Below are 22,629 nucleotides of genomic sequence, written 5' to 3'. Positions count from 1 at the left end.
ACGTGAAATTGGTTATTGCCGAACGGGACGACAAGGAACGGGAGGCGATCCGCTGGCTCGTTTCCGCGTATTCGCTGCCAATCGAGCATGTGTACACGGCGGCCAATGTGGAGGAGATGATGGCGCTTCTTGAGCGGGAGGCGCCGGAACTGTTATACGTCGAACTGGATATGATTCCGTATGAACGATGGCCGAAGGCGACATCCCACGTCCGCTTGTTTTGCCAACGCGTCATTGCCGCAACGGCCGAGGCGACGTTTGCGCGGGCGAAACAAGCCATCGACTGGCAATGCGTTGATTTGCTCGTCAAGCCGCTCGAGCCGGCGAAGCTAAAGCAAGCGCTGAGGACGGCGACTTCGCTTTCCTCAAACAGCCGCTCGAGCCTGCCAGCGGGTTTTGACGGCCATCACGGCGACTACCGCTCATTATTTTGCGATTTTCCTTCCGCGTCCTCCGCTCATGTATGGCTCGTGCAAGCGGAACAGCCTGCCTTGTCTCAAGAAGTGATCCGCTTTTTAACGAACTATCCGTTTCGCGGACAGACGCGGATATTGCCGCTCACCCAGATGGCAGTTTGCCTGCTTCCCGATTTGCCGGGCGACGGGAAAGAAGAGGCATGGAAGCTGCTGCGCGATTGGGAGGAAGAACATCATGAGCCGCTCGCGGTGGTCGCGATGCCGCCTAATGCCAAGCAAACGGTGCGTGCGCAATACCAAGCGGCCCGCCGGTTGCTGGAGACGACGTTTTTCATCGGCTACCGGCAAGTGATCGCTCCCGCTTCGGAATACGAACAGTGGCGCGAGCTCGATCCGTTTTTGACGCCCGAGGAGCAGCGGCAATGGATCGAGATGTTGGAGCGGTTCGACCACGAAGGAGTGAAGCGATGGCTGCAGCGCGAGTTTTGGCATTGGTCCCCGCCGTTTCCGAGCCCGGAAATGGTGCGGACGCGGCTGACAAGCATTTTGGCGCAAATCCGCCGATTTATGAAAACGTATGGCCTTGACCGCGGCGGGACTGAGCGGGAATATATGCGCATCTTTCAAGAAATTTTGTACAACCGTGTTTTGTATCGCATCGTTCAAGAATTGATTTTATTTTTATACAGACTGTTCCATGAGGCGAAACGGGCCGAGGAAAACGCGCGCGTCGACGCCGTGGAGCGCGGCCTCCGTTATATGGAGGCGCATTTTCGCGATCCGTCGTTGACGCTTGAGCGAGCCGCCGCCGCCGCCGGGCGCAGCCCCGCATATTTCAGCCATTTGTTGTCGAAAAAGCGGGGGGTGACGTTTCGCGAGTGGCTGACAAACCGGCGGCTTGAGGAAGCGAAGCGGCTGCTTCGGCAGACAGACTTGCCGATCAAAGAAATCGCCGAACAAACCGGGTTTCGCACCGCCCATTATTTGACCCGCGTCTTTAAAGCAGAAATGAACCAAACGCCGACCGCCTACCGCGATGAACAACGGCCGAAACCGTCATCGCCTCGGTAGGCGGTTTTGTTTGTGAAAAAGCGCACCTTGCCAGACAGCGGGCGCGGCTGACTTCGGCGCGTGTTTCAAAAGAAATGAACCTATATCGAAAAAAATGGACATATAAAACAAATATAAAACAGAAATTTCGAAAAAATTTTATTGTTTTTAAAAGAAGCACGCCTATCTTCTCCTTTGCCGCTTCCTTTACAATAAAACGCAAAGAGAGAAAAGGAGAGGATGACGATGACGGAGAAACGAACGATCCAGCCGCTTGCGGGAACCGAGCGGCGGGCGAAAGGATGGATTCAAGAAGCGGCGCTGCGCATGTTACACAACAACTTGCATCCCGATGTCGCTGAGCGGCCGGATGAGTTGATCGTCTACGGCGGCATCGGCAAGGCGGCGCGCAACTGGGAATGTTACGAGGCGATTGTGGACACCCTTCTTCGTTTAGAAAACGATGAAACATTGCTCATCCAATCCGGCAAGCCGGTGGCGGTGTTTCGCACGCACCAGGACGCCCCGCGCGTGCTCATCGCTAACTCCAACCTCGTGCCCGCATGGGCGACGTGGGACCATTTCCATGAGCTTGACAAAAAAGGATTGATCATGTACGGGCAAATGACGGCCGGGAGCTGGATTTACATCGGCAGCCAAGGGATCGTCCAAGGGACGTATGAAACGTTTGCCGAAGTGGCGCGCCAGCACTTTGGCGGCACGCTGGCCGGGACGATCACCCTAACTGCTGGCCTTGGCGGCATGGGCGGGGCGCAGCCGCTCGCCGTGACGATGAACGGCGGCGTTTGCCTCGCCATTGAAGTCGATCCGGCCCGCATCCAGCGCCGCCTTGACACGAAATACCTCGACACGATGACTGACAGCCTGGAGGCGGCGCTCGAGATGGCGAAACAGGCGAAGAAAGAGAAAAAAGCGCTCTCGATCGGCCTTATCGGCAATGCGGCCGAGGTGCTGCCGCGTCTCGTCGAAATGGGATGGATTCCGGACGTACTGACCGACCAGACGTCCGCCCACGACCCGTTAAACGGCTACATCCCGGCTGGCCTTGCGCTTGAAGAAGCGGCCGAGCTGCGGGCGCGCGATCCGAAGCAGTACGTCGCCCGTGCGAAACAGTCGATCGCCGCGCATGTGCGGGCGATGCTCGCGATGCAAAAGCAAGGGGCGGTGACGTTTGATTACGGCAACAACATCCGCCAAGTGGCGAAAGACGAAGGGGTCGAGGACGCTTTTTCCTTCCCAGGTTTCGTGCCGGCCTACATCCGTCCGCTTTTTTGCGAAGGAAAAGGGCCGTTCCGCTGGGTGGCGCTCTCGGGGGACCCTGAAGACATTTACAAAACCGATGAAGTGATTTTGCGCGAATTCAGCGACAATGAACATCTTTGCCATTGGATCCGCATGGCGCAAAAACGCATCAAGTTCCAAGGGCTGCCGGCGCGCATTTGTTGGCTCGGCTACGGCGAGCGGGCGAAATTTGGCAAAATCATCAACGACATGGTGGCCCAAGGCGAGCTGAAAGCGCCGATCGTCATCGGCCGCGACCATTTGGATTCCGGCTCCGTCGCTTCGCCGAACCGGGAGACGGAAGGAATGAAAGACGGAAGCGACGCCATCGCCGACTGGCCGATTTTAAACGCGCTTCTTAACGCGGTCGGCGGCGCGAGCTGGGTGTCGGTTCACCACGGCGGCGGCGTCGGCATGGGCTACTCGATCCATGCCGGCATGGTCATCGTCGCTGACGGTACGAAAGAGGCGGAAAAACGGTTGAAACGCGTGTTGACGACCGATCCGGGGTTGGGTGTGGTCCGCCACGCCGATGCCGGTTATGAGCTCGCCATCCGGACGGCGAAAGAAAAAGGCATCGATATGCCGATGCTCAAGTAGAAAGGGGAGAGCCACATGCGCCCGCTTTTCATTCGCCGCGCCCGTCAGCTCGTCACGCTGGCGGGGGGCTCCGCGGCCCCGCTCGTCAAAGAGAAGATGAGCGATCTTCACATCATCGAAAACGGCAGCGTCTGGATCGAAAACGGCACGATCACAGCCGTCGGTTCGGATGATGAACTGGCCCGCCGATTTGCCGACCGTCTCGATGAGGCTGACGTGATTGACGCACGCGGCAAAACGGTCACGCCTGGCCTCATCGATCCGCACACCCATCTCGTTTACGCCGGCAGCCGCGAACGCGAATGGACGATGCGCCTTGATGGAGCGGCGTACATGGAGATCATGAACGCCGGCGGCGGCATCCATGCGACAACGAAGGCGACGCGCGAAGCGTCGGAAGAAACGTTGTATGAAGAAAGCAAACAGCGGCTTGATCAGTTTTTGCTTCATGGGGTCACGACCGTCGAGGCGAAAAGCGGCTACGGCTTAAGCCTTGAGCACGAAATCAAGCAGCTCGAAGCCGCCAAGCGGCTTCATGACACTCATCCGGTCGATGTCGTCTCCACGTTTCTTGGCGCCCACGCCGTTCCGCCGGAGTGGAAGCACGATCCGGATGAATACGTCCGCCTCATCATCAACGAAATGATTCCCGAAGTGAGTCGGCGGGGGCTCGCTGAGTTCAACGACGTCTTTTGCGAGCGCGGCGTGTTCACTCCCGATGAGGCGCGCCGCATTTTGGAAGCTGGAAACGAATACGGCTTAACGCCGAAAATCCATGCCGATGAAATCGAGCCATACGGCGGGGCGGAACTGGCCGCCGAAGTCGGCGCGATTTCCGCCGACCATCTGCTTCGCGCGTCGGACGAAGGAGTTCGCCGCATGGCGGAGCGCGGCGTCATCGGTGTTCTCTTGCCAGGCACGGCATTTTTCTTAATGACAAAAGCCGCCGACGCCCGCCGTTTGATCGACGCCGGCGTTCCCGTCGCCTTGGCGACCGACTGCAACCCAGGTTCATCGCCGACCGTCTCGCTGCCGCTTGTGATGAGCCTTGCCTGCCTGCACATGCGCATGACTCCCGCTGAAGCGATGGCCGCTGCCACGATCAATGCCGCCCACGCCATCGGTCGCGGGCATCTCGTCGGCAGCCTTGAGCCGGGGAAAAAGGCGGATTTGGTCATGTTCAACGTGCCGAATTACGTGCAGATCATGTACTATTACGGAGTCAATCATGTCGAGATGGTGATCAAAGGCGGGGAGGTGGTGGTGAAAGACGGCAAGGTGCGCAATGAAACGAAAGGAGCATGACGAAACCGTTTCATACGAAATGAACCAAAAAATCTGTTGCCTTTGTCAACGGCTAGACAGGGAAAAGAGGTCAGGGCAAGCGTACATGAGCGGCTGCGCTTGCCTTCGTCGAACGCTTACAAAAAAAGTGGAGGGATCATAAATAATGAAAGCGGATACAAATGCAGGCGTACAGCCATCCGTTCCAACGCCGACAAGCGGCGCATGGAAGTTTTTCGTTTACAGCGCCATCGGGATTTTCGTGTTTTTCGTCCCCGTGTCGATCGGAGGCACATCGTCCATTTTGCTTGATCACATCGTGACATGGATTCGCTCACAGTTTTCAGCACTTGTTCCGTATTATGCTCTTATAGTGATCGCTTTCGGTGCGATTTATCCATTTTACAAGAAAACGTGGAACAAAGATGCCGTGACGGTCGTTTTTTCGGTGTTGAAAGTTCTTGGACTCATCGTGGCGGTCATGTTGGTGTTTCGTATCGGTCCGTCGTGGCTGTTTCAACCGAATATGGGGCCGTTTTTGTATGATAAACTCGTCATTTCCGTTGGACTCCTTGTGCCAATTGGCTCCGTCTTTCTCGCTTTGCTTGTCGGTTACGGGTTGCTCGAATTCGTCGGTGTTTGGATGCAACCCGTCATGCGGCCGATTTGGAAAACGCCAGGCCGCTCGGCGATTGACGCCGTCGCTTCCTTTGTCGGCAGCTACTCCATTGGGTTATTGATCACCAATAAAGTGTTTAAAGAAGGCAAATATACAGTGAAAGAAGCCGCGATCATCGCCACTGGTTTTTCCACTGTGTCTGTTACGTTCATGGTCGTTGTCGCGAAAACATTAGGGCTGATGTCGATCTGGAATACGTATTTTTGGGTGACATTTCTTGTGACGTTTGCTGTCACGGCGCTCACCGCCCGGCTTTGGCCGTTAAGCCGCATGAGCGATGAGTATTACAATGGCAAGGGGGATCCTGAGCAAAAAGTGACGGGCAACTATATGAAACAAGCTTGGACCGAAGCAATGAGGGCGGTAGAGCAGTCAAAAGGGATTGGGACAAACATATGGGAGAACTTGCGCGATGGTTTCATCATGACGATGGGCATTTTGCCTTCCATTATGTCCGTCGGACTGATCGGGCTGTTGCTTGCTGAATATACGCCATTGTTTGATTGGTTGGGCTATTTATTTTATCCATTCACCCTTCTCTTGCAAATTCCCGAGCCGCTGTTGGCAGCGAAAGCATCGGCCATTGAAATTGCGGAAATGTTTTTGCCGGCTTTGCTTGTCACCGAAGCTCCGCTTGTCACGAAATTCATTATTGCTGTCGTATCCGTATCGGCGATCCTATTCTTTTCCGCTGTCATTCCATGCATTTTGTCTACGGAAATTCCGCTCAGCTTGCCGAGGCTGCTTGTCATTTGGTTCGAGCGGACCGTATTGACGCTCATCCTCACCGCTCCGCTTGCGTACTGGCTGCTTTGACAATGGTTTGGTGCTTGGACAGAAGGGGGTTATGTTCCTTTCATCTTGGGAATAAGCGAGGAGAACCCGACTTCTAAGCAATAGCGGTGTGAGTAAAATATTTGTGGGTGACATTCCGAAATGATCCCCGACGAGGGTTACGAACCTTTGTTCGTGACGCTCGTCGGGTCCACCAAGCGAAGCGCGGTAGAAAAAAGCAAATGTCATGCAAAAAGGACTCTCTCCCTGCTAGGATAGTGATGACCAACATCAATCAAACAGGAGGGAGAGAGTCCATGAAACATCTTACCACAGAATGGCCTTTATTCAAAGAGCTGGAGGAGCAATGAGTCAGAACTCTCCAAAAGGTGTTCGCTGTCTTGTTGGCCGCCCTTTTGGAGGAGATCGATCAACAACTGGCGGAAGCGCGGGACAAGCGCCGGTATCAGCTGAAAGACAAACGGCCGACCACGATCCAAACGCTGTTTGGGGAAGTGACTTTCCGCCGGAACTATGACTATGATCGGCAAACGGGGGCGTATACGTTCTTGCTGGATGCCGAACTAGGCTTTGATGGAGCGCAGTCGATCAGCCCTTGCCTCGAGGAAACGGCGGTCGAGTTGGCCGTGGAGTGCTCTTCCTACCGCAAAGCGGCTCGCACGCTCGAGTCGATCGTGGGGTATGCGGTCATGAGCCACGAGGCCATTCGCCAGTTGGTGCTCAAGGCCCCTGTCTCGTTGCACTGCCCTGTTTCCAAACGGCATGGCCAGGTGCTGTTTGTGGAGGCGGATGGACTGTTTGTTTCTCGCCAGGGGAAAGGGAAGCGGGCGAAAGAGGAGAAGATCTTGGCGGTTCACGAGGGATGGAGACGAAACGGGTCGCAGCTTGAGCTCGTGAACCGGCGCCGCTGCCTCCATGAAGGGGCGGGGGACGTGTGGGAACGGTTTGAGGATTGGCTGATGCAGGAATATGCCTATGATCCGTGCCGAGACCTGTTGGTCATCAACGGCGACGCGGCGTCGTGGATCACGGCCTGCCGGGAGTATTTTGGGAAGCGGGCGTGCTTTCAGCTGGATCGATTTCATGTGGCGCGGGAGCTGCGTCAGTGTCTGTCCGGCCACCCGCGTTGGCGGGAGGTGCGGAAGAAGCTGGCGAAACAAGACGAAGAAGGGCTTCTCGTGGAGCTGAACAGCGTGGTCGGCACGTTGGAGGACGAAGCGAAAGAACAGCAGCTGGCTGCCATGATCCGCCGGATCGAGTCGATGCCGGGATGCATCCGGGACTATCGGGAGTGGCTGTCGGAGCAGGGGGTGGAGACGACCGGCATGCGTCCGATGGGCCACGCGGAGAGCGTGATGAGCCGGTTTGCGCACCGGGTGAAATCCCGCCGCAGCTGGAAAGACCAAGGCCTTCGGGCGTTTCTTAGGGCGATGGCGGCGCGAATCGACGGGATCGGGTGGAGAAAGGGACGGTTGGAGCAGGAAGAGCCCCGGCCGGCCGCCTTGGCCTCAACAACGTCCAAGCGGATCAAACAGGCCAAACGGAAGGCAGGACGGTTGTGGGCGGATGTGGTGCGTCAGAATCTACCGTGTCTGCAGCGGTCATCCGGGACGCCGATCCATCAAGCGTTGTCGGCGCTCCGGGATGGTGGTTGGGTGTAAAAAAATGGAATACCGTATCATCGCCTCAAGATGAGGGATGAGAGTCCGAAAGCGCTTACGATATTAATTCCTGAAAATGGTTCGCTAACTAGTGATTTACAACTACCGTAGTGAACCGAAAAAAGTTCTCCACAAAGTCTTGACTGACTCGTTATGTGGAATCTCAAAAGAAAAGGGGGGTGAATTCATGCCCACGATCACACTAAGATTAGAACTGCACAAACCAACGAAAGTCAAACAAAACATGTATGAACGGATGACAGAAGTGAATACAGCGTTTGCGAATTGGCTGTTGAATCATCCCGAGCTGAATCAAGCGACGAGCAAAATTTTTAAGGAGTTTTCGTCACAACGATTTCCTTCTGCCGTCGTGAATCAGACGATTCAAGAAGTAAAATCCCAAAAGAAAAACAAAAGGCAAAGACGTTTCAAAAACGATGGTGTTGCTTCAACAACCAAAACTTAAAACTTGTCGTTGTGGCTATCGAGATAAAGGAAACCGAAACGGCATCCACTTCCAATTCAAAAAATGCGGATATACGATTCATGCCGATCTGAATGGCGCGATCAACATCGCCAAAGCGATTTCGGGCTTCGCCGCCTAGCCTCGCGCACTGGTCACAGGTGCGCCGCCCATTGGGGTACAACTTAACCCGATGGGACGGGGTGATGACACACCCCTGAACTTGGGCGTGGTCCGAACCAGAAATGGAAGAAGGCGCGAACGACCCAAGAATCCCACGGCTTGTCGTGTGGAGTGTCAAATCGTTTCCCGCTGTTGCTTTAACAGGTCCCGAATCTCCGTCAACAATTCCTCCTCTTTCGTCAGCGTCGGCGCCGTTTCTTTGACCTCTTCCTGCTTCTTCATTCGTTCGTACAACGTATTGATCAGTTTGACAAATAGGAAGATGGAGAAAGCGATGATCAAAAAATCGACGACCGTTTGAATAAACGCTCCGTATTTCACTTCGGCTTTGCCGACTTTCCAAGACAAATCGCTGAAATTGATGCCGCCTAAAATTAAACCGACGAGCGGCATGATGATGTCATTGACGAGCGAGGAGACGATTTTGCCAAACGCTCCGCCGATGATGACCCCGACGGCCAAATCGATGACATTGCCGCGAAGGGCGAATTTTTTAAACTCATTCCACATGCCAATCCCCTTCCTTGTGAAAATGATTCGTTTGCAATTATACCCGATCAACCGCAATATTGAAACTTTTTGATTAAAATCGTAGAAAATCAATTGGTTTTATAGTATTATAGAATACGTTCATCAACCAAAGCAAAAGGGGGAACGCATCGTGGAAATGACCGCGCAACAACGAGACGTTCGCGCGAAACAAGCAACGAACGCCCCGAAACATCCGACTGCGTGGATTATTGTGGTTTCCTGCCTCATATTGATCGGCGGAACGTTGTTCTTATATAGCCGCGTTTCTTGGCAACAGGCGCTTTTGTATGTGTTAGGGGCGTTTGGTGGATTTGTATTGTACCAGGCGCATTTTGGCTTTACCTCGGCATGGCGGAAATTCATTTTGTACCGTCAAGGGGAAGGCATTCGGGCACAGATGATCATGATGGCCGTGGCCAGCGCGCTGTTTTTGCCGCTGCTCGTGAAAGGGTCCGTTCTTGGGCACCCGGTGTCAGGTTATGTATTTGGTGTCGGGGTGTCGGTCATCGTCGGAGCCTTCCTGTTTGGCATCGGCATGCAGCTTGGCGACGGCTGCGCGTCCGGGACGTTGTACCATATCGGCGGGGGCGATGCGAACGGCATTGTGACGCTCATCGGGTTCATCGCTGGCTCAGTCATTGCGACGACTCACTTTGACGTGTGGGCGAAGATGCCGCAATGGGAGCCGTTCTCGTTCATTGGCGCGTTCGGCGCCTTGGGAGGGTTTTTGCTTCAGTTGGTTTTGCTGGCAGCGGTCTACTATGTGGTGACCGTGGCGGAAAAACGACGCTACGGCCAACGCGTTGCTGCATCGCTTGAGAACCATCATGGCTGGAAAGCGATTTACAAAGGGCCGTGGCCGCTTTTGGTCGGGGCGTTGCTCTTGGCTGTAACGAACGCACTTGTGCTGATGATTAGCGGCAAGCCTTGGGGCATTACATCCGCTTTCGCCCTTTGGGGCGCGAAGTTCGTGCAGCTGTTTGGCGTCGATCCGACCACTTGGGCGTACTGGCAAGATGAAGCAAAGCGGCAGGCGCTCGCGAAGCCGCTCTACTACGATACAACGACCGTGATGGACATCAGCTTGATGGTCGGCGCCTTATTGGCGGCGGCGCTCGCGGGCCGCTACACAAAGCCGATTCAGTGGAAGCGTCCGACGCGCATGACGATCGGCGCGCTCATTGGCGGTTTAATGATGGGATATGGCGCCCGGCTGGCGTTCGGCTGCAACATCGGCGCGTATTTCGGCGGCATTGCGTCATTCAGCGCCCACGGCTGGGCGTGGTTTGTCTTTGCTTTCCTTGGCAGTCTGATTGGCGTCAAACTGCGTCCGTATTGCGCGTACAAAAACTAAACGTCCGAAAGTCGGCATCCCGCCGTTTTGGCGGGGTGCCTTTTTTATGCCGTTCTTGCCAGTCGGTATGTGGTACAATGGGTGGTGAGGCTTCGAAGCGTGCAGCTGTCCGTTTTTTTGAAATCGTTTTCTATGTTTGGGAAGAAGCGGGATCGCGCGGCTGTGATCATTGGAAGAGAGGGGGAAAGGCATGGGGAAAGCGGCATCGATCGTCTGCATCGGCGGGGCGAACGTCGACCGAAAGGCACGGTTGCTCACTCCGTTTCGGCTCGGCACGTCCCATCCCGTCGCCACGACGCAAACGGCAGGCGGGGTGGCGAGAAACATCGCCGAAAACTTAGGGCGGCTCGGCCAAGCCGTTTCGCTCGTCAGCACCGTTGGCGACGACCAGGACGGACAGTGGCTCATTGACGTGACGAGTCGGTACGTGGATTCACGGCACATCGTGCGAACGTCAAAAGCGAACACCGGGACGTATACAGCGGTGCTCGATGAACGCGGCGAGATGGTCCTCGCCTTGGCGGATATGGCGATTTATGATACAGTGGGAAAAGAGTGGATAAAGCAGCGGTGGTCTGAACTCGGCCCGATGACCGCCGTCGTGCTTGATGTGAATTTGCCTGCGGATATCCTTTTGTGGGTGATCAAACAGTGCCGGCAAGAGGATGTGTTGCTTTGTGTCGTGACCGTGTCCGTTCCAAAAACGAAACGGCTGCCTGCCGACTTAACAGGCGTGACATGGCTTGTGACGAATGAAGCAGAGGCTATGGCGCTTGCGGGCAATGATCATTGCAGCGTGCACGAAGCGATGGAGACGCTTCTTCGCTCCGGCGCAGAGAATGTCGTCGTCACGCGCGGGGCGGGCGGCGTCGCATACGCCGCCAAGCAAGGGGAAACAGGGGTGATCGTGGCGCCGAAGGTTGCGGTCACCGATGCCACCGGAGCGGGCGACGCCTTTGCGGCAGGATTTTTGTACGGCGTCTTAGGCGGCTATCCGCTCGAAGCTGCCTGCCGCTTCGGGATGAGCAATGCGGCGCTTACGCTGCAAACGGCCGAAACGGTGCATCCTGCTTTGAATGAATACATGCTGCAAGCCGCCTATGCGCGGTATTTTCGCGAAGGGGGAACGAAGTGATGAATGATTTTCTCGTCTTTTCCGAAGAAGTCGCTCAAGCGAAGGCCGAACAAAAGCCGATCGTCGCTTTGGAATCGACGATCATCTCGCACGGCATGCCGTATCCGGAAAACGTGCAGACGGCGAAAGACGTCGAGCGGATCATCCGCGACCGCGGTGCCGTACCGGCGACGATCGCCATTTTAAACGGAAAAATCAAAATCGGGTTGACCGAAGACGAACTTGAACAGCTGGGGACAAGCCATGATGTGGAAAAAGTGAGCCGCCGCGATTTGCCGTATGTCGTCGCCATGAAAAAACACGGGGCGACGACCGTGGCGGGGACGATGATTTGCGCTGAGATGGCGGGTATCCGCGTGTTTGCGACCGGCGGCATCGGCGGGGTGCACCGCGGCGCCGAACAGACGATGGACATCTCGGCCGACTTGCAGGAACTGGCGCGCACCAACGTCGCGGTCGTCTGCGCCGGGGCGAAATCGATTTTGGATTTAGGATTGACGCTTGAGTACCTAGAGACGCACGGCGTCCCGGTCATCGGCTATCAGACGGACGTCCTGCCAGCGTTCTATTCGCGGACGAGCCCGTTTCGCGTCGACTATCGCCTCGACAGCGTGGAAGAGATCGCCCGCTTCATTGAAACAAAATGGGCGCTCGGGCTTCGAGGCGGCATGGTCGTCGCCAACCCGGTTCCGAAAGAAGACGAACTCGAGGAGTCGTATATCACTGCCATCATCGAACAAGCGCTCAAGGAAGCAGAAAAGCAGCACATCACCGGAAAAGCGGTCACCCCGTTTTTGCTTGACCGTGTGAAAACGTTAACCGGAGGCAAAAGCTTGCAAGCGAACATCGCCTTAGTAAAAAACAACGCCGCCTTGGCGGCCGATCTTGCCTGCGAACTGTCTTGATGCGAACGCCCCCGCCCTGATGGAAGGGCAGGGGCATGATGGCAGTGGAGGATTTATCGAGCGTGAAGCAAATGGCGGATTTTTCGATCATGCTGGGCGATTTTGACGGAGTGGAAGTCGACCGTTTCTTGTGTTTCAACTAGTTCGATGCGGACGTGGCTGAGTTTCGCTTCAAGCCGTTCGAACCGTTCGTTGATGGTGCGCTCCAACTGGGCGATCTGCCGCTCAAACCGTCCATCCATCTCCTCGATGCGCTCATCCATGTCTTCGATGCGCTTGTTCATGGTGTTCGTTTGTTCGTTCAATGCTTGGACTTGGCGTTGAAGCGAGTCGAATTTCTCATGGAGCGCTTCGAACTGCTTGCGCACGTCAGCCGCGTACAGATCAAGTACTTGCAAAATTTGCGCCAATATCGTTTTTTCTTCCATAACATTCACCTCCTTTCCACTCTAGTATATCAGACAAGCGAGTTTGCGAGAAGGAACAACGGTTTCAAATCTGACGGGATTTCGTTGATGATGGATAAAGGAGGGGCGTTGCTATGGCTGAAATGATCACTCATTCATCTTTTGCCACTGACTGGCTGCCGATCACCATCGTTGCGGCCGCTGTCGCTGTCAGTGTTTTCATTGGTATTCTTGTATATTTAGAGTGTTAAACAAACGATCGCGAAAAATCTAAATCGGGTCAAAAAAGAGATGGGGTTGAAGAATCAAGATTTAGCCGAATTGATGGGCGTGACGAGACAAACGATTGCCAAATATTTAAAAGGGGAACAAATTCCTGACAGTGCAAAATTATTTCTTCTGTCGCGACGCTTGAATATCCCGATGAAGGATTTGATCGTTTCTTCAGATGATCAGCGTGAACCAATATCTTCTTTCATGTTTCGCGCGGATAACCCTAAAGGAAACTTTCGTCTGATTGATCAAAATCAAGTGAATCGGATCATGGATGATTATTATGAGCTGCTTGCCTCTTTTGGAGAGGCTAGTGTTGCTTATTTGCCCCCGACGTATAAAGTAAAGCTCGTTGATCTTGAGTTAACGGAGGAGCATAAAACCATTATTCGACAACCAAAAACGCTAGTCGAATTCCTCACCGTTGTGCATAAGATAAGATGATCAAATTAGAAAGAGGTGAAAAGATGCACACCGTTTCTTTTATGCCCGCCTACCCGTATGCTTATTCATATCCGTCCCATGCCTACACGCCTGTGCACTACTATGGAAGGCCGCCTGTTTACTGGCCGGTTCCTTACAGGCTGGAAAGAGAGAACATAAAGCTGAAAGATTACGGGCCGGAGCCGTTTGTCGTTCAGATCAACGAGGCCGCGAAACAAAACGATACGTACCGCACTGCTTTATGGACCGGGCCGCATTTGCAAGTGACGTTGATGAGCCTGAATGTCGGGGAAGATATTGGATTGGAAATTCACCATCACGTCGATCAATTTTTGCGCATTGAACAAGGTCAAGGAATTGTTCGAATGGGCAAGAGGAAAGACGAGTTGACGTTGGAAAGAAACGTGCGCGCCGGTTCCGCGATTATGGTTCCAGCTGGAACATGGCACAATGTCATCAACACCGGAAATGTCCCGCTGAAGCTCTATTCCATCTATGCACCTCCGCAGCATCCGCGCGGTACTGTGCACCGAACAAAAGCCGACGCCCTGGCGGCTGAATAGCGAACAAGCGAATTGACGGCAAAGCATGACAAAAGATGCTGGCTCCTGACGGAAAAGCGGCTTTCCCGCTGGTGGGGACGGCCGCTTTTTTAGTAGAATAGAAGAAAAATAGAAACGAAGAATGAAATTTCTACACGAAGGAGCTATTCCCAATGTCATTGCACGATCTTTTCCGCCAAGTGATGGCCATTTACGAACAAGAAAGACGCGAAAAACTGTCAAAAGAGCGGCGGTCGTTTCAGTTGGTGACGCGAGCAATTCCAGAGGCGTTGAAAGCGTTGCCGTTTCTGCCGCCTGACCGGTATGTGGTGAAAGGGTCGGTGGGGAAGAGCGGCAATTGGGCCGCTGTACCGTGGGTGGCGGTGATGGACCAAGAAGTGACGGATTCCACGCAGCGCGGCTATTATATCGTCTACTTGTTCAGCGAGGATATGCGTCGGCTGTATTTGACACTCGCCCAAGGGGTGACGGAGACGCCGAAAGACGAAATGGAGCGGGTGAAGCGGGACATCCGCCAACTCATTCCCACTGAAGAACGCGTGCGGACGGATGATGACATCCATCTTGGTGAAAGCAAACGGGCGAAAGACTACGAACGGTCGGTGGCGGCGTATATCGCCTATTCGTTTGACGATCTGCCATCCGATGAACAACTCGCGCGCGATCTCGAAACGATGATCGGTTATTACCAACAATATGTGGAGCGAACAGAAATGATGGCGCCGCCTGGGGCTCGGCTTTCCTATCAAACGGTCGTGGAGCATATTCACTCGTACATCGCGTCCAAAGGGTTCTATTATACCGAAGAGGAAGTGACCAACCTCTTTCTATCGTTAAAAACAAAACCGTTTGTCATTCTATCGGGCATTTCTGGAACCGGGAAAACAAAAATCGTCCAATGGTTGGCCGAGAGCGTCGGCGCGACGGAAGACAACGGCCGCTTCACCTTGATTCCCGTCCGCCCGGACTGGAACGACGGCTCTGATTTGCTTGGCTATGTCGATATTAAAGGCGATTTCAAGCCTGGACCGCTCACTAACGTCATGATCGAAGCGGAGAAGCATCCGGACAAACCGTATTTCGTCGTGTTGGACGAGATGAACCTCGCCCGCGTCGAGCATTACTTCAGCGATGTCTTAAGCGTCATGGAAAGCCGCCGCTGGGAAAATGGGTGCATCACGTCATCGCGGCTGCTGCCGCGAGAAACGGCGGGGCGCGACCTTTTTCTCCCGCCGAACGTCTACATCATCGGCACGGTCAACATGGACGAGACGACCCACCCCTTCAGCAAAAAAGTGCTCGACCGCGCCAACACGATCGAGTTCAACCGCGTCCAACTCGATCATCTTGACTTTTTGCGCGATGTGCCGACCGTCGCGCCCCTGCCCGTCGGACAGGAGCTGTTTGCGGCGCGGTATTTGCATTTGAAAGATGTATATGCCGATTATCCAAAGCTGGTAGAAGACGCGACGAAACAGCTCGTGGACATCAACCGCATCCTCGAGCCGCTCGGGGCGCATATTGGCTACCGCGTCCGCGACGAAATTTGCTTCTACCTGTCCTATAACGAAGAGGGACAGTTTATGGAGTTTCAACAAGCGTTTGACTATTGCTTGATTCAAAAAATTTTGCCGCGCCTTTCAGGAAGCGATGCGCGGCTCGAGCGGGCGCTCAAGCAGCTGTTTGTCCTTTGCGCCGGCTTCGAACCGGACGGGGACTACAGCGGCGCGCTTGATGTGTCGTACGCCCGCTATCCAAAAAGCGCGGAGAAAATTTGGCGCATGTTGCGGAGGTTGGAGGACGATGGCTTCACTTCGTTCTGGCTTGGGGCGTGACGACTATGAGCTCGTCCATATCGAAACGAAACATCTCACGCTCGTGATCAAAGGAAAGCCGTACCACGAACAATACGAAAGTCTCCAGCAGTACCGCCGCCTCGATTTCCATGAGACGATGGAGTTTTTTGCGAGCGGCGAAGAGGTGCAAAGCGTCAAACTGTTCGACGTGGACGCGGGTGAGCTTGTCGACTGGTCGGGCGGCCACCGCCCGATTTTCTTTGAAAACGGCGTCTATCAGCTGCTTGTCGTTCCGAAAACCGACCGGATTCTTTCGTTTTATCACGAATCATTGGCGCTGAGAAACGCCATCAGCCTTGTGGACATTGGCGGACAAGCGGTGTTGATGGGAAACCTCCACTTCCCGAATGAAGTCGGGCTGTCGACATTCGAAATCCGCGACGGCAGCCGCTCGGTTTTGGACGTGACGATCGAAATTTTCCCGACGAAGCTGACATATAAACAAGACTACCAAATCCTTCTTGACGAAGTAAGCGAAGAAATCTACAACTTGGCGTTTCACTTCATCAAGCGCACGTACCAGCGAGCGAAAACGAAGCGCAGCGGCGCGCCGTCCCGAAGCGAGTTTTTCCGGCTTATGGAGTCGCATATCGGCGATTTTTTGCAGGCCATTCGCCATATCGAGCGGCAGCCGCACCATCAACTGTCGACCGTCCATGTGAGGGTGCGCGGCGACCAGCTCGGCCGTTTGGATGCGGCAGGACGGAATGAGTTGCGCAAGCGGCCGCACGTGTTCCGTGACGTCAAGCGCGGCATCGACATCGGAAGTCGAACCGTCATGCCGCAATCGGGGCTCAAAGCGAAAAAAGAACTGACGTACGACACGCTCGAAAACCGGTTCGTCAAATGGATGATGATGCGCCTTGTCGAGAAGCTGCGCGATTTGTTCGAACACGTGCAAGGGAAACAAAAGCGGTACGAAACTGAACCGGATCCGGATTTGCTTGAGCGCATCCAATCGATGATCCGTGCGCTCGAAAACCGGCTTCATCACTCTTTTTGGCGGCCGATCGGGCGGCTTGACCGCTCCGTCATGAGCCTCGTCCTGCAAATGGCGCCCGGGTACCGCGACGCCTATCAGCTGTTTCTCATCATCACCCGGGGCCTCGCCTTGCAAGGGAAGCTGTACCGAATGTCCGTCAAAGACGTCGCCACGTTGTACGAGTATTGGACGTTTCTGAAGCTCGGACAGCTCCTTGGGAAAAAATACAAACTCATCAGCCAAAATGTCATCCAAGTGAACCGCTTGGGGCTGTTCGTCAATCTCGAAAAAAACCGCTCCGCCAAGCGGGTGTACGAACACCCATACACCGGCGAGCGAATCACACTGACGTATCAGCCGTACGAAGGAAGGCTGCCAACCGTCCCCCAAATGCCCGACACGGTTCTGGCGATTGAAAAGAAAGGAAAAGACTATACGTTCAACTACATTTTCGACGCCAAATACCGCCTTGATTTCGCCGTTTCCGGCAGCGCGTATGAAAAACGGTACGGAATGCCGGGACCGATGGAAGACGACATCAACACGATGCACCGCTACCGCGATTCGCTTGTCGCCCGCCGCGGCGGCCCATACGAACGCACCGCCTTTGGCGCCTACGTGCTCTTCCCGTGGCATGACGAGGACAGCTACCAAGCGCACCCGCTGTACAAAAGCATCAACGACGTCAACATCGGCGGTCTGCCGTTTTTGCCGAACGCGACCCGGTTAGTCGAACAATTGATCGAGCGGCTGATCGAAAACAATCCCGAAGAACTGCAAAACGAAGGCATTTTACCGCAAGGGATCATCGAAGAATGGCGGTCGGCTTTCGATGAGCATGTGCTTGTCGGCATGGTGCCAAGCGCGCGGCATTACGAAGCCTACGTGAAGCACCGCTTCTACCACATCCCAGTCAAGCAGCTGAAAAAAGGCTGGCAAAACGCGCGCTACATCGCCCTTTACCCGAAACAAGGAGCCGCCCCGCAAAACGGGGTCACGTGCCTCGGCAAAATCGCCGATGTGAACATCGTCAAACGCTCGGCCATCACCGAACTGCCAAAACGAAGCGATGACGAATACGTTCGCTTCGAAGTCGAAAGCTGGCACTTTCTCCAACACGTCATCCGCCCGGTCGGCTACGGCATCGCCGTCTATGCGATGACGACGCTCAACACGCTCAAACAGGCGAAAGAACTGCCCGAGCTGTTCATGAAATCAAAGGACGAAATCGCCCTTTGGCGCATTCTGCGGCGGCTGTCCGACCGCATCCGCTTCGACCTTGACGCCCGCTACTTGGATCAGGCGTCCAAAATCACCGCGTACCGCGTCAAAAACTTGTTCATCCGCCTAGAAGACGGTCTGCTCATGATCACGAACGGCACGAAGCAAAAAACGATCGCCGCCGAACTGCTCCGCAAGCAGCCGTCGGCCGTGTTTCGCGAAGTGGTGGGGATGATGGGGGAGTGAATGATGGATAACCATGCAGGTATGATCGAGAAACGGGGCCGCTCCTGATGATCCATGTCTGTTTCAATCCATTTTGGCATATTTTTCTGGAATGTTTTAGCGACTGTAGATGTGCAAATTCACCAACATACTAGGAATTGACAAGGTTTCTTCACGTTAGGGTTGCCGCCGCCGCTGTCCAAACCGGTCATCAAGCCTCTCGTTCATATCGTCGATGTCTTGACCGGCGAAAGGCCAGCTGAAGATGGATGAATACCGCGTTCGCCACATTCGGGAGGATGAAACGGTATGGGGCGGCGGTGTTTCCCGACTGCATGTACAGCATCGCCGAATCTCAACAACCCTCTTTTCGCCGAACGGGAACAGCTTCGATCGCAGAAAGGCCGCAGCGTCGTCGAGTTCATTGATGACGCCACGATATTCCCGTTGGTGTGATCAAAAAACAGCTCCGTATCGTATAAGGGGGGGGTCCTGCTTGTCTTTCTAACAATAGAAATTACTGTAACGAAAAAGGCTCATCTACAGTTATAAATGATTGCATGTAAGTAGCATAAATGCTATCATTGTGTATAATAATTGGCAAAGGGTAGAGGATATTGTTTGAGGTAATATACACAGGAAATGTAAAGGAATTTGAAAATCATCTACTGAGTAAAGCCGAGCAAGAACTTAGACAAAAAGGTCGTCCGGGTATATGGTGTCATGTTGCTGATGTATATGCAAGGCAACTTACGATTATTCAACATCATCCATATCCTTCTGATCCAGAGGACAACAGCTTTCCGGATGATATCACCCCTCCGTCATTGAAACATCTTAGCATGAATACTCGTTATGATCATTTTTACAGATGGGGTATAAGAGGTGGAAGAACTGGAAATCACAGAATTATATTTGCGATTCACAATTTTTCAAAAGTCATATTGCTTCATTATTTTGACAAGCAGTATAACGGAGCGATAAGACGAGAGGATATTGTGCCGGCTGAATCAGCATATGAACGTTATTGCGCTTTCGACCCTTGCCTTTATTAATGGACTGGGAGGGAAAAACAATGAGTGATTTTTTTAAGAAATATGCAGCAATTCGAGGCGAGCAACATGTTCAAAAACTTCGATTGGAAGGAACGATAGCTGCACAGATTAAAACAAGACGAAAGCAGCTGAATATGTCTCAACAGGAACTGGCAGATCGCATTGGAGTTCCAAAATCCACGATTGGGAGAATTGAATCGGGACTTACAAGTCCTAGGGTAGAGACACTTTTTAAAATTTCGCAGGCATTGAATACTCCTTTTATCATTGATGGTACAAGCAGACAGGATCATAACCTAAATGTTCGGGTTTAGCGCATAATAGGGAAATCGATGAGTTCTTTGATCAACTGAGAGTACATGTGAATTTTCCTCCGATGATTTGGTTCCGGCTCCTTTACCATACGGGAAAATTCGCATTTTTTGTATCCTCTATTTTCCCAATGCGCACCTATCTTGCCTTGAATGATCAAGCACAACTTGTGGTGAAGAGCCGGAAAAGCTTAATCACTCACTTTTTGCACCCTCCCGACGAAAATCGGGAGGATTTTTTGCGCCCATCGTCGATGAAGAGGCTGGTCTCTTGCTCCTTGACGTCAAGTTCGATCAACTCGTTCCTAGATCGAAACAGAGTCCTCGTTCTTAAACTGTGTCTATGATAATCAATCTATAGTTTCGACAAATTTCAACAACATCCTACAAGTTGTTTTCGTAAAATAAAACCATAAAAGAAAAGGAACAAGGAGCCATTCGTGCATGAAGACAAAAGGGATGATTGACAACAGACAAAACGGCCTAGTCGGCGATGCGTTGAAAGCGCATATCACAAAAGGCAGCAAACTATCAATTGTAGCGGCCCATTTTACGTTATATGCGTTTGCAGAATTGAAAAAAGAGCTGGCGCAAACTGATGAGTTCCGTTTTATATGCTTTTGTGAAAGAAAAGGAGTCGGTCGCCACTGGATCCTTGCTGTGTCATTAGGATATATTACCAAATTTGTGTATTAGTGTTTTGCAAAATTTGATACAATCGAATTAGACAGAATCAATTGGGAGGGGAACGAGATGGCTGCCATTCGCAAAGCGGATTACTACTATGGAGCGCTGCTTTCTGCGTTGGTCAACGGGGGACTGGCGCCGGCGCTGTTTGAAAAGGAAAATGACAATCGACAAATTTTTTGTCATCCTGTTATATCCATACAGTAGAGCTATCTATGTTTATGGTAAAGAGTATTTTTGAATGCGATTTTGCAAGCAGAAGGTTATACAACGGAAATTTCTCCTCCGGGGCCAGATGGAGGGGTGGATATTTTAGCAGGTACTGGGCCAATGGGGTTTGGATTTCTTAAACTTTGCGTCCAAGTGAAATCTTCGCAGTCCCCTGTCGTTTCTAACGTATTCAGTGAATTGTTAGGGACCATCAGCAAATTTGGCGCCGACCAAGGGTTGCTTGTGAGTTGGGGCGGTTTTAAAAACTATGTGATTAAAGATGCGAAACATAACTTTTTTAAGGTAAGGCTTTGGGACTCAGATGAGTTGTTGAAAGCGATATTGCGCAATTACGATAAATTCCCCGATTCGCTGCAGGCGGAGCTGCCTTTGAAAAGGGTATGGGCGTTAGTTCAAGAGGATGAGTAAGAAAAATGTAGACGAGCGGCCAAACGGTACACATGGAAAACGCCGCGTCATGCTTGAATTTCCTTTGTTTCACGTGAAGCAACGCTCGATGTCTGCCCGGAAATTTGAGCCGCACTACTTTAGCGAGTACAGGCATGCGGGAGGGGCAAAGACCATTCCCTCCCGCTCGCTGTTCAATGGGCTTGCATATTGGCTTGCTTGTTTACTCCAAAAGGTCGCGGTATTGGTCATACACAAGTGAGGTCAAGCTAATCTTGTCTAAATAACGAACTGGGCACAAGAAGGTGACGGTGATGACCCCAGGATGTCGGCCAATTTCGATGGCCCCGGTAATCGTGGCACGGTTCATCACCTCAGGGACAGAGATGCCTAACGTTTTCGCTGCCCGTTGCAGCCCGTTTTCTGTTGCCTCATTGAGGTTGGCACCTGTCCCGACAAAGGAAATCGGCAACGATTCTTCCAACTTGTTTACTCCCCATGATTGTGCCAAATCGAGGGCGATCTCTTTTTCTTTTTTTGTCAATGGCTTTGCCAAGTAGGGGAGGTCCTCAGCAACAGGAAGAAGAATCGGTCCGTCAATGGTCAACCCTTTGATCACTTTCACTTGAAGGGTGACGATGCCAGATACGTCGGTCGTATGCCCGGCGATTTCCCCGTCGCCCTGCATGGCATGCATATCACCGAGATAAACGCCTCCGCCCCGCACTTTCACAGGGCAGATCAACACGGCGCCTTCGCGTACACGGTTAATGTCCATATGTCCGTCCGTGCGATCTTCCAGCTGTTCTTTCGTAATCCCGTATTCATGCGGGGCGTTGATCAGAAATTGGCCAAAGTCGCCAGCGTTATGTGAATCCGGTAGCGGACGCGCTGGGGTGGTGCCGAGCTGCCCGAGGAACGGGCGGAGTCTGGCCACCGTTCCGACTAAGTCATGGGGCGCAAACGTAACAATCGGGTTTTGGACGGAGTTGTCAGGCGTCGCCATGTAGTAGCGTCCTTGTCGGGCGATGTGTTCTGCCGCTTCTTTATGCACGGTCACGCCAATTTGTCGGTTTGGATCAAACGTCATCGTGTAGCCGTTCGTAAATACAAATGGGGTCACGTCCGCGCCACAATTCGCGCACCGAATGGCTTCCGGGCCGATCCCTTCGATTTTCGTTTCCGGGTACATCGTTCCGCACTGTGGGCATTTGACGGCAACGAACGGATCGCCGACAAACCGCCCTTCCATTGGCTTATCATTTCCTGAGGATGTGGCGATAGATGTGACGCGAATCGATTTGATCTTAATCGCAATGGCGTCTCCTACTTCAGCGCCTTCGACAAAAACGGGCTTCGTCACTTCATGGCCACCGCGGATGCAAGGGGTGATCATCGGTCCCCAGCAACCAGGAGTAGTATTGGCGACAATGTATCCCCCATCCTGCACAGGGCCAAGCATGTTTCCATGAGGGTCTAAGATGCCGTTAGTGAACTCATTGACAAACACGGTTTGTTTCGCTTCCATGGCGTTCCCTTCCTTACTTTAAGATTTTGGAATCGGTTACAAAGAACCTTGGATTACGGGCAACGAATCAGCGAACAAGACAAGCGATTTTGTGATAGGTG

At 53.1% G+C, this 22,629-nt stretch carries 20 protein-coding genes and 3 pseudogenes; 20 read left to right on the top strand and 3 right to left on the bottom strand.

Features of this window, described 5'->3' with window-relative positions; all coding sequences use genetic code 11:
- The first annotated feature begins 2 nt into the window (after nt 1-2).
- From BJQ97_RS10615 to BJQ97_RS17710, 7 genes and pseudogenes are all read left to right on the top strand, one after another.
- Nucleotides 3-1,487, top strand: coding sequence for a helix-turn-helix domain-containing protein (locus tag BJQ97_RS10615; RefSeq protein WP_160156547.1), 1,485 nt, complete (start codon nt 3-5; stop codon nt 1,485-1,487).
- 225 nt (nt 1,488-1,712) lie between these two features.
- A complete protein-coding gene (hutU, locus tag BJQ97_RS10610; protein ID WP_407066443.1) occupies nt 1,713-3,368 on the top strand; it encodes a urocanate hydratase in 1,656 nt (551 codons plus the stop codon).
- Nucleotides 3,369-3,383: 15 nt separating this feature from the next.
- Nucleotides 3,384-4,673 (top strand): imidazolonepropionase, encoded by a 1,290-nt coding sequence (hutI, locus tag BJQ97_RS10605; protein ID WP_160156545.1) that lies wholly within the window; start codon nt 3,384-3,386, stop codon nt 4,671-4,673.
- A 145-nt stretch (nt 4,674-4,818) separates the two neighbouring features.
- Nucleotides 4,819-6,147: a YjiH family protein gene (locus BJQ97_RS10600; protein ID WP_160156544.1), complete on the top strand. Its 1,329-nt coding sequence runs from the start codon at nt 4,819-4,821 to the stop codon at nt 6,145-6,147.
- 275 nt (nt 6,148-6,422) lie between these two features.
- A pseudogene (locus BJQ97_RS10595) lies at nt 6,423-7,787 on the top strand (ISLre2 family transposase).
- A 187-nt stretch (nt 7,788-7,974) separates the two neighbouring features.
- A pseudogene (locus BJQ97_RS10590) lies at nt 7,975-8,258 on the top strand (RNA-guided endonuclease TnpB family protein); the annotation flags it as partial.
- Nucleotides 8,225-8,392, top strand: a complete 168-nt coding sequence (locus BJQ97_RS17710) for a transposase (RefSeq protein ID WP_236567237.1) — start codon at nt 8,225-8,227, stop codon at nt 8,390-8,392. The pseudogene BJQ97_RS10590 and the gene BJQ97_RS17710, both read left to right, overlap by 34 nt.
- 155 nt (nt 8,393-8,547) lie before the next feature.
- On the opposite strand, the gene mscL is transcribed toward BJQ97_RS17710, so the two are convergent.
- Entirely contained in the window at nt 8,548-8,943 is a 396-nt protein-coding gene (gene mscL / locus BJQ97_RS10585) for a large conductance mechanosensitive channel protein MscL (RefSeq protein ID WP_160156543.1), read from the bottom strand.
- A 151-nt stretch (nt 8,944-9,094) separates the two neighbouring features.
- Here mscL and BJQ97_RS10580 point away from each other — a divergent pair, with 151 nt between their 5' ends.
- The 3 genes from BJQ97_RS10580 to BJQ97_RS10570 all read left to right on the top strand — a co-directional run bounded on the left by BJQ97_RS10580 (nt 9,095) and on the right by BJQ97_RS10570 (nt 12,358).
- Nucleotides 9,095-10,318 carry a YeeE/YedE family protein gene (locus BJQ97_RS10580; RefSeq protein ID WP_201451684.1) on the top strand — a complete coding sequence of 408 codons (1,224 nt, stop codon included), beginning with the start codon at nt 9,095-9,097 and terminating at the stop codon, nt 10,316-10,318.
- A 190-nt stretch (nt 10,319-10,508) separates the two neighbouring features.
- Entirely contained in the window at nt 10,509-11,453 is a 945-nt protein-coding gene (locus BJQ97_RS10575; RefSeq protein ID WP_160156542.1) for a carbohydrate kinase family protein, read from the top strand.
- Complete coding sequence (locus tag BJQ97_RS10570) at nt 11,453-12,358, top strand: pseudouridine-5'-phosphate glycosidase (protein ID WP_160156541.1); 906 nt, start codon at nt 11,453-11,455, stop codon at nt 12,356-12,358. Before BJQ97_RS10575 ends, BJQ97_RS10570 begins: the two co-directional genes overlap by 1 nt.
- 53 nt (nt 12,359-12,411) lie before the next feature.
- On the opposite strand, the gene BJQ97_RS10565 is transcribed toward BJQ97_RS10570, so the two are convergent.
- On the bottom strand, nt 12,412-12,786 hold the full coding sequence (locus tag BJQ97_RS10565; protein WP_160156540.1) for a hypothetical protein: 375 nt from the start codon (nt 12,784-12,786) through the stop codon (nt 12,412-12,414).
- Between the two features lie 237 nt (nt 12,787-13,023).
- Here BJQ97_RS10565 and BJQ97_RS10560 point away from each other — a divergent pair, with 237 nt between their 5' ends.
- From BJQ97_RS10560 to BJQ97_RS10520, 10 genes and pseudogenes are all read left to right on the top strand, one after another.
- Nucleotides 13,024-13,482: a helix-turn-helix domain-containing protein gene (locus BJQ97_RS10560; protein ID WP_268892821.1), complete on the top strand. Its 459-nt coding sequence runs from the start codon at nt 13,024-13,026 to the stop codon at nt 13,480-13,482.
- Nucleotides 13,483-13,505: 23 nt separating this feature from the next.
- Complete coding sequence (locus tag BJQ97_RS10555; protein ID WP_044731594.1) at nt 13,506-14,045, top strand: cupin domain-containing protein; 540 nt, start codon at nt 13,506-13,508, stop codon at nt 14,043-14,045.
- 152 nt (nt 14,046-14,197) lie between these two features.
- Nucleotides 14,198-15,880, top strand: a complete 1,683-nt coding sequence (locus BJQ97_RS10550) for an MrcB family domain-containing protein (RefSeq protein WP_160156539.1) — start codon at nt 14,198-14,200, stop codon at nt 15,878-15,880.
- Complete coding sequence (locus tag BJQ97_RS10545) at nt 15,849-18,350, top strand: restriction endonuclease-like protein (protein WP_160156538.1); 2,502 nt, start codon at nt 15,849-15,851, stop codon at nt 18,348-18,350. Before BJQ97_RS10550 ends, BJQ97_RS10545 begins: the two co-directional genes overlap by 32 nt.
- Before the next feature lie 226 nt (nt 18,351-18,576).
- Nucleotides 18,577-18,811, top strand: a pseudogene (locus BJQ97_RS18075) (IS701 family transposase); the annotation flags it as partial.
- Between the two features lie 135 nt (nt 18,812-18,946).
- Nucleotides 18,947-19,384 carry a hypothetical protein gene (locus BJQ97_RS10540; RefSeq protein ID WP_232722049.1) on the top strand — a complete coding sequence of 146 codons (438 nt, stop codon included), beginning with the start codon at nt 18,947-18,949 and terminating at the stop codon, nt 19,382-19,384.
- Nucleotides 19,385-19,404: 20 nt separating this feature from the next.
- Nucleotides 19,405-19,698 carry a helix-turn-helix domain-containing protein gene (locus BJQ97_RS10535; RefSeq protein WP_023634085.1) on the top strand — a complete coding sequence of 98 codons (294 nt, stop codon included), beginning with the start codon at nt 19,405-19,407 and terminating at the stop codon, nt 19,696-19,698.
- A 441-nt stretch (nt 19,699-20,139) separates the two neighbouring features.
- On the top strand, nt 20,140-20,391 hold the full coding sequence (locus BJQ97_RS10530; RefSeq protein WP_160156537.1) for a phospholipase D-like domain-containing protein: 252 nt from the start codon (nt 20,140-20,142) through the stop codon (nt 20,389-20,391).
- A gap of 57 nt (nt 20,392-20,448) precedes the next feature.
- Nucleotides 20,449-20,589, top strand: coding sequence for a hypothetical protein (locus tag BJQ97_RS10525; RefSeq protein ID WP_160156536.1), 141 nt, complete (start codon nt 20,449-20,451; stop codon nt 20,587-20,589).
- Nucleotides 20,590-20,619: 30 nt separating this feature from the next.
- Entirely contained in the window at nt 20,620-21,021 is a 402-nt protein-coding gene (locus BJQ97_RS10520) for a restriction endonuclease (protein WP_236567233.1), read from the top strand.
- A gap of 202 nt (nt 21,022-21,223) precedes the next feature.
- Here the strand turns inward: BJQ97_RS10520 and BJQ97_RS10515 are convergent, their stop codons facing one another.
- Complete coding sequence (locus BJQ97_RS10515) at nt 21,224-22,528, bottom strand: acetamidase/formamidase family protein (protein WP_160156535.1); 1,305 nt, start codon at nt 22,526-22,528, stop codon at nt 21,224-21,226.
- Nucleotides 22,529-22,629 lie beyond the last annotated feature (101 nt).

Source organism: Geobacillus sp. TFV-3 (assembly GCF_009901865.1).
GTDB classification, from domain to species: Bacteria; Bacillota; Bacilli; order Bacillales; family Anoxybacillaceae; genus Geobacillus; species Geobacillus thermoleovorans_A.
The sequence above is the reverse complement of the archived record's forward strand: the minus strand, read 5'-3'. Positions and strand labels throughout refer to the sequence as shown.

What these genes read in the sequence shown, in the direction of transcription:
- hutU (WP_407066443.1), top strand. Translation starts at nt 1,713, where the DNA reads ATGACGGAGAAACGAACGATCCAGCCGCTTGCGGGAACCGAGCGGCGG.
- hutI (WP_160156545.1), top strand. Translation starts at nt 3,384, where the DNA reads ATGCGCCCGCTTTTCATTCGCCGCGCCCGTCAGCTCGTCACGCTGGCG.
- BJQ97_RS10600 (WP_160156544.1), top strand. Translation starts at nt 4,819, where the DNA reads ATGAAAGCGGATACAAATGCAGGCGTACAGCCATCCGTTCCAACGCCG.
- BJQ97_RS17710 (WP_236567237.1), top strand. Translation starts at nt 8,225, where the DNA reads ATGGTGTTGCTTCAACAACCAAAACTTAAAACTTGTCGTTGTGGCTAT.
- mscL (WP_160156543.1), bottom strand. Translation starts at nt 8,943, where the DNA reads ATGTGGAATGAGTTTAAAAAATTCGCCCTTCGCGGCAATGTCATCGAT.
- BJQ97_RS10575 (WP_160156542.1), top strand. Translation starts at nt 10,509, where the DNA reads ATGGGGAAAGCGGCATCGATCGTCTGCATCGGCGGGGCGAACGTCGAC.
- BJQ97_RS10570 (WP_160156541.1), top strand. Translation starts at nt 11,453, where the DNA reads ATGAATGATTTTCTCGTCTTTTCCGAAGAAGTCGCTCAAGCGAAGGCC.
- BJQ97_RS10565 (WP_160156540.1), bottom strand. Translation starts at nt 12,786, where the DNA reads ATGGAAGAAAAAACGATATTGGCGCAAATTTTGCAAGTACTTGATCTG.
- BJQ97_RS10555 (WP_044731594.1), top strand. Translation starts at nt 13,506, where the DNA reads ATGCACACCGTTTCTTTTATGCCCGCCTACCCGTATGCTTATTCATAT.
- BJQ97_RS10550 (WP_160156539.1), top strand. Translation starts at nt 14,198, where the DNA reads ATGTCATTGCACGATCTTTTCCGCCAAGTGATGGCCATTTACGAACAA.
- BJQ97_RS10545 (WP_160156538.1), top strand. Translation starts at nt 15,849, where the DNA reads ATGGCTTCACTTCGTTCTGGCTTGGGGCGTGACGACTATGAGCTCGTC.
- BJQ97_RS10535 (WP_023634085.1), top strand. Translation starts at nt 19,405, where the DNA reads ATGAGTGATTTTTTTAAGAAATATGCAGCAATTCGAGGCGAGCAACAT.
- BJQ97_RS10530 (WP_160156537.1), top strand. Translation starts at nt 20,140, where the DNA reads ATGAAGACAAAAGGGATGATTGACAACAGACAAAACGGCCTAGTCGGC.
- BJQ97_RS10525 (WP_160156536.1), top strand. Translation starts at nt 20,449, where the DNA reads ATGGCTGCCATTCGCAAAGCGGATTACTACTATGGAGCGCTGCTTTCT.
- BJQ97_RS10515 (WP_160156535.1), bottom strand. Translation starts at nt 22,528, where the DNA reads ATGGAAGCGAAACAAACCGTGTTTGTCAATGAGTTCACTAACGGCATC.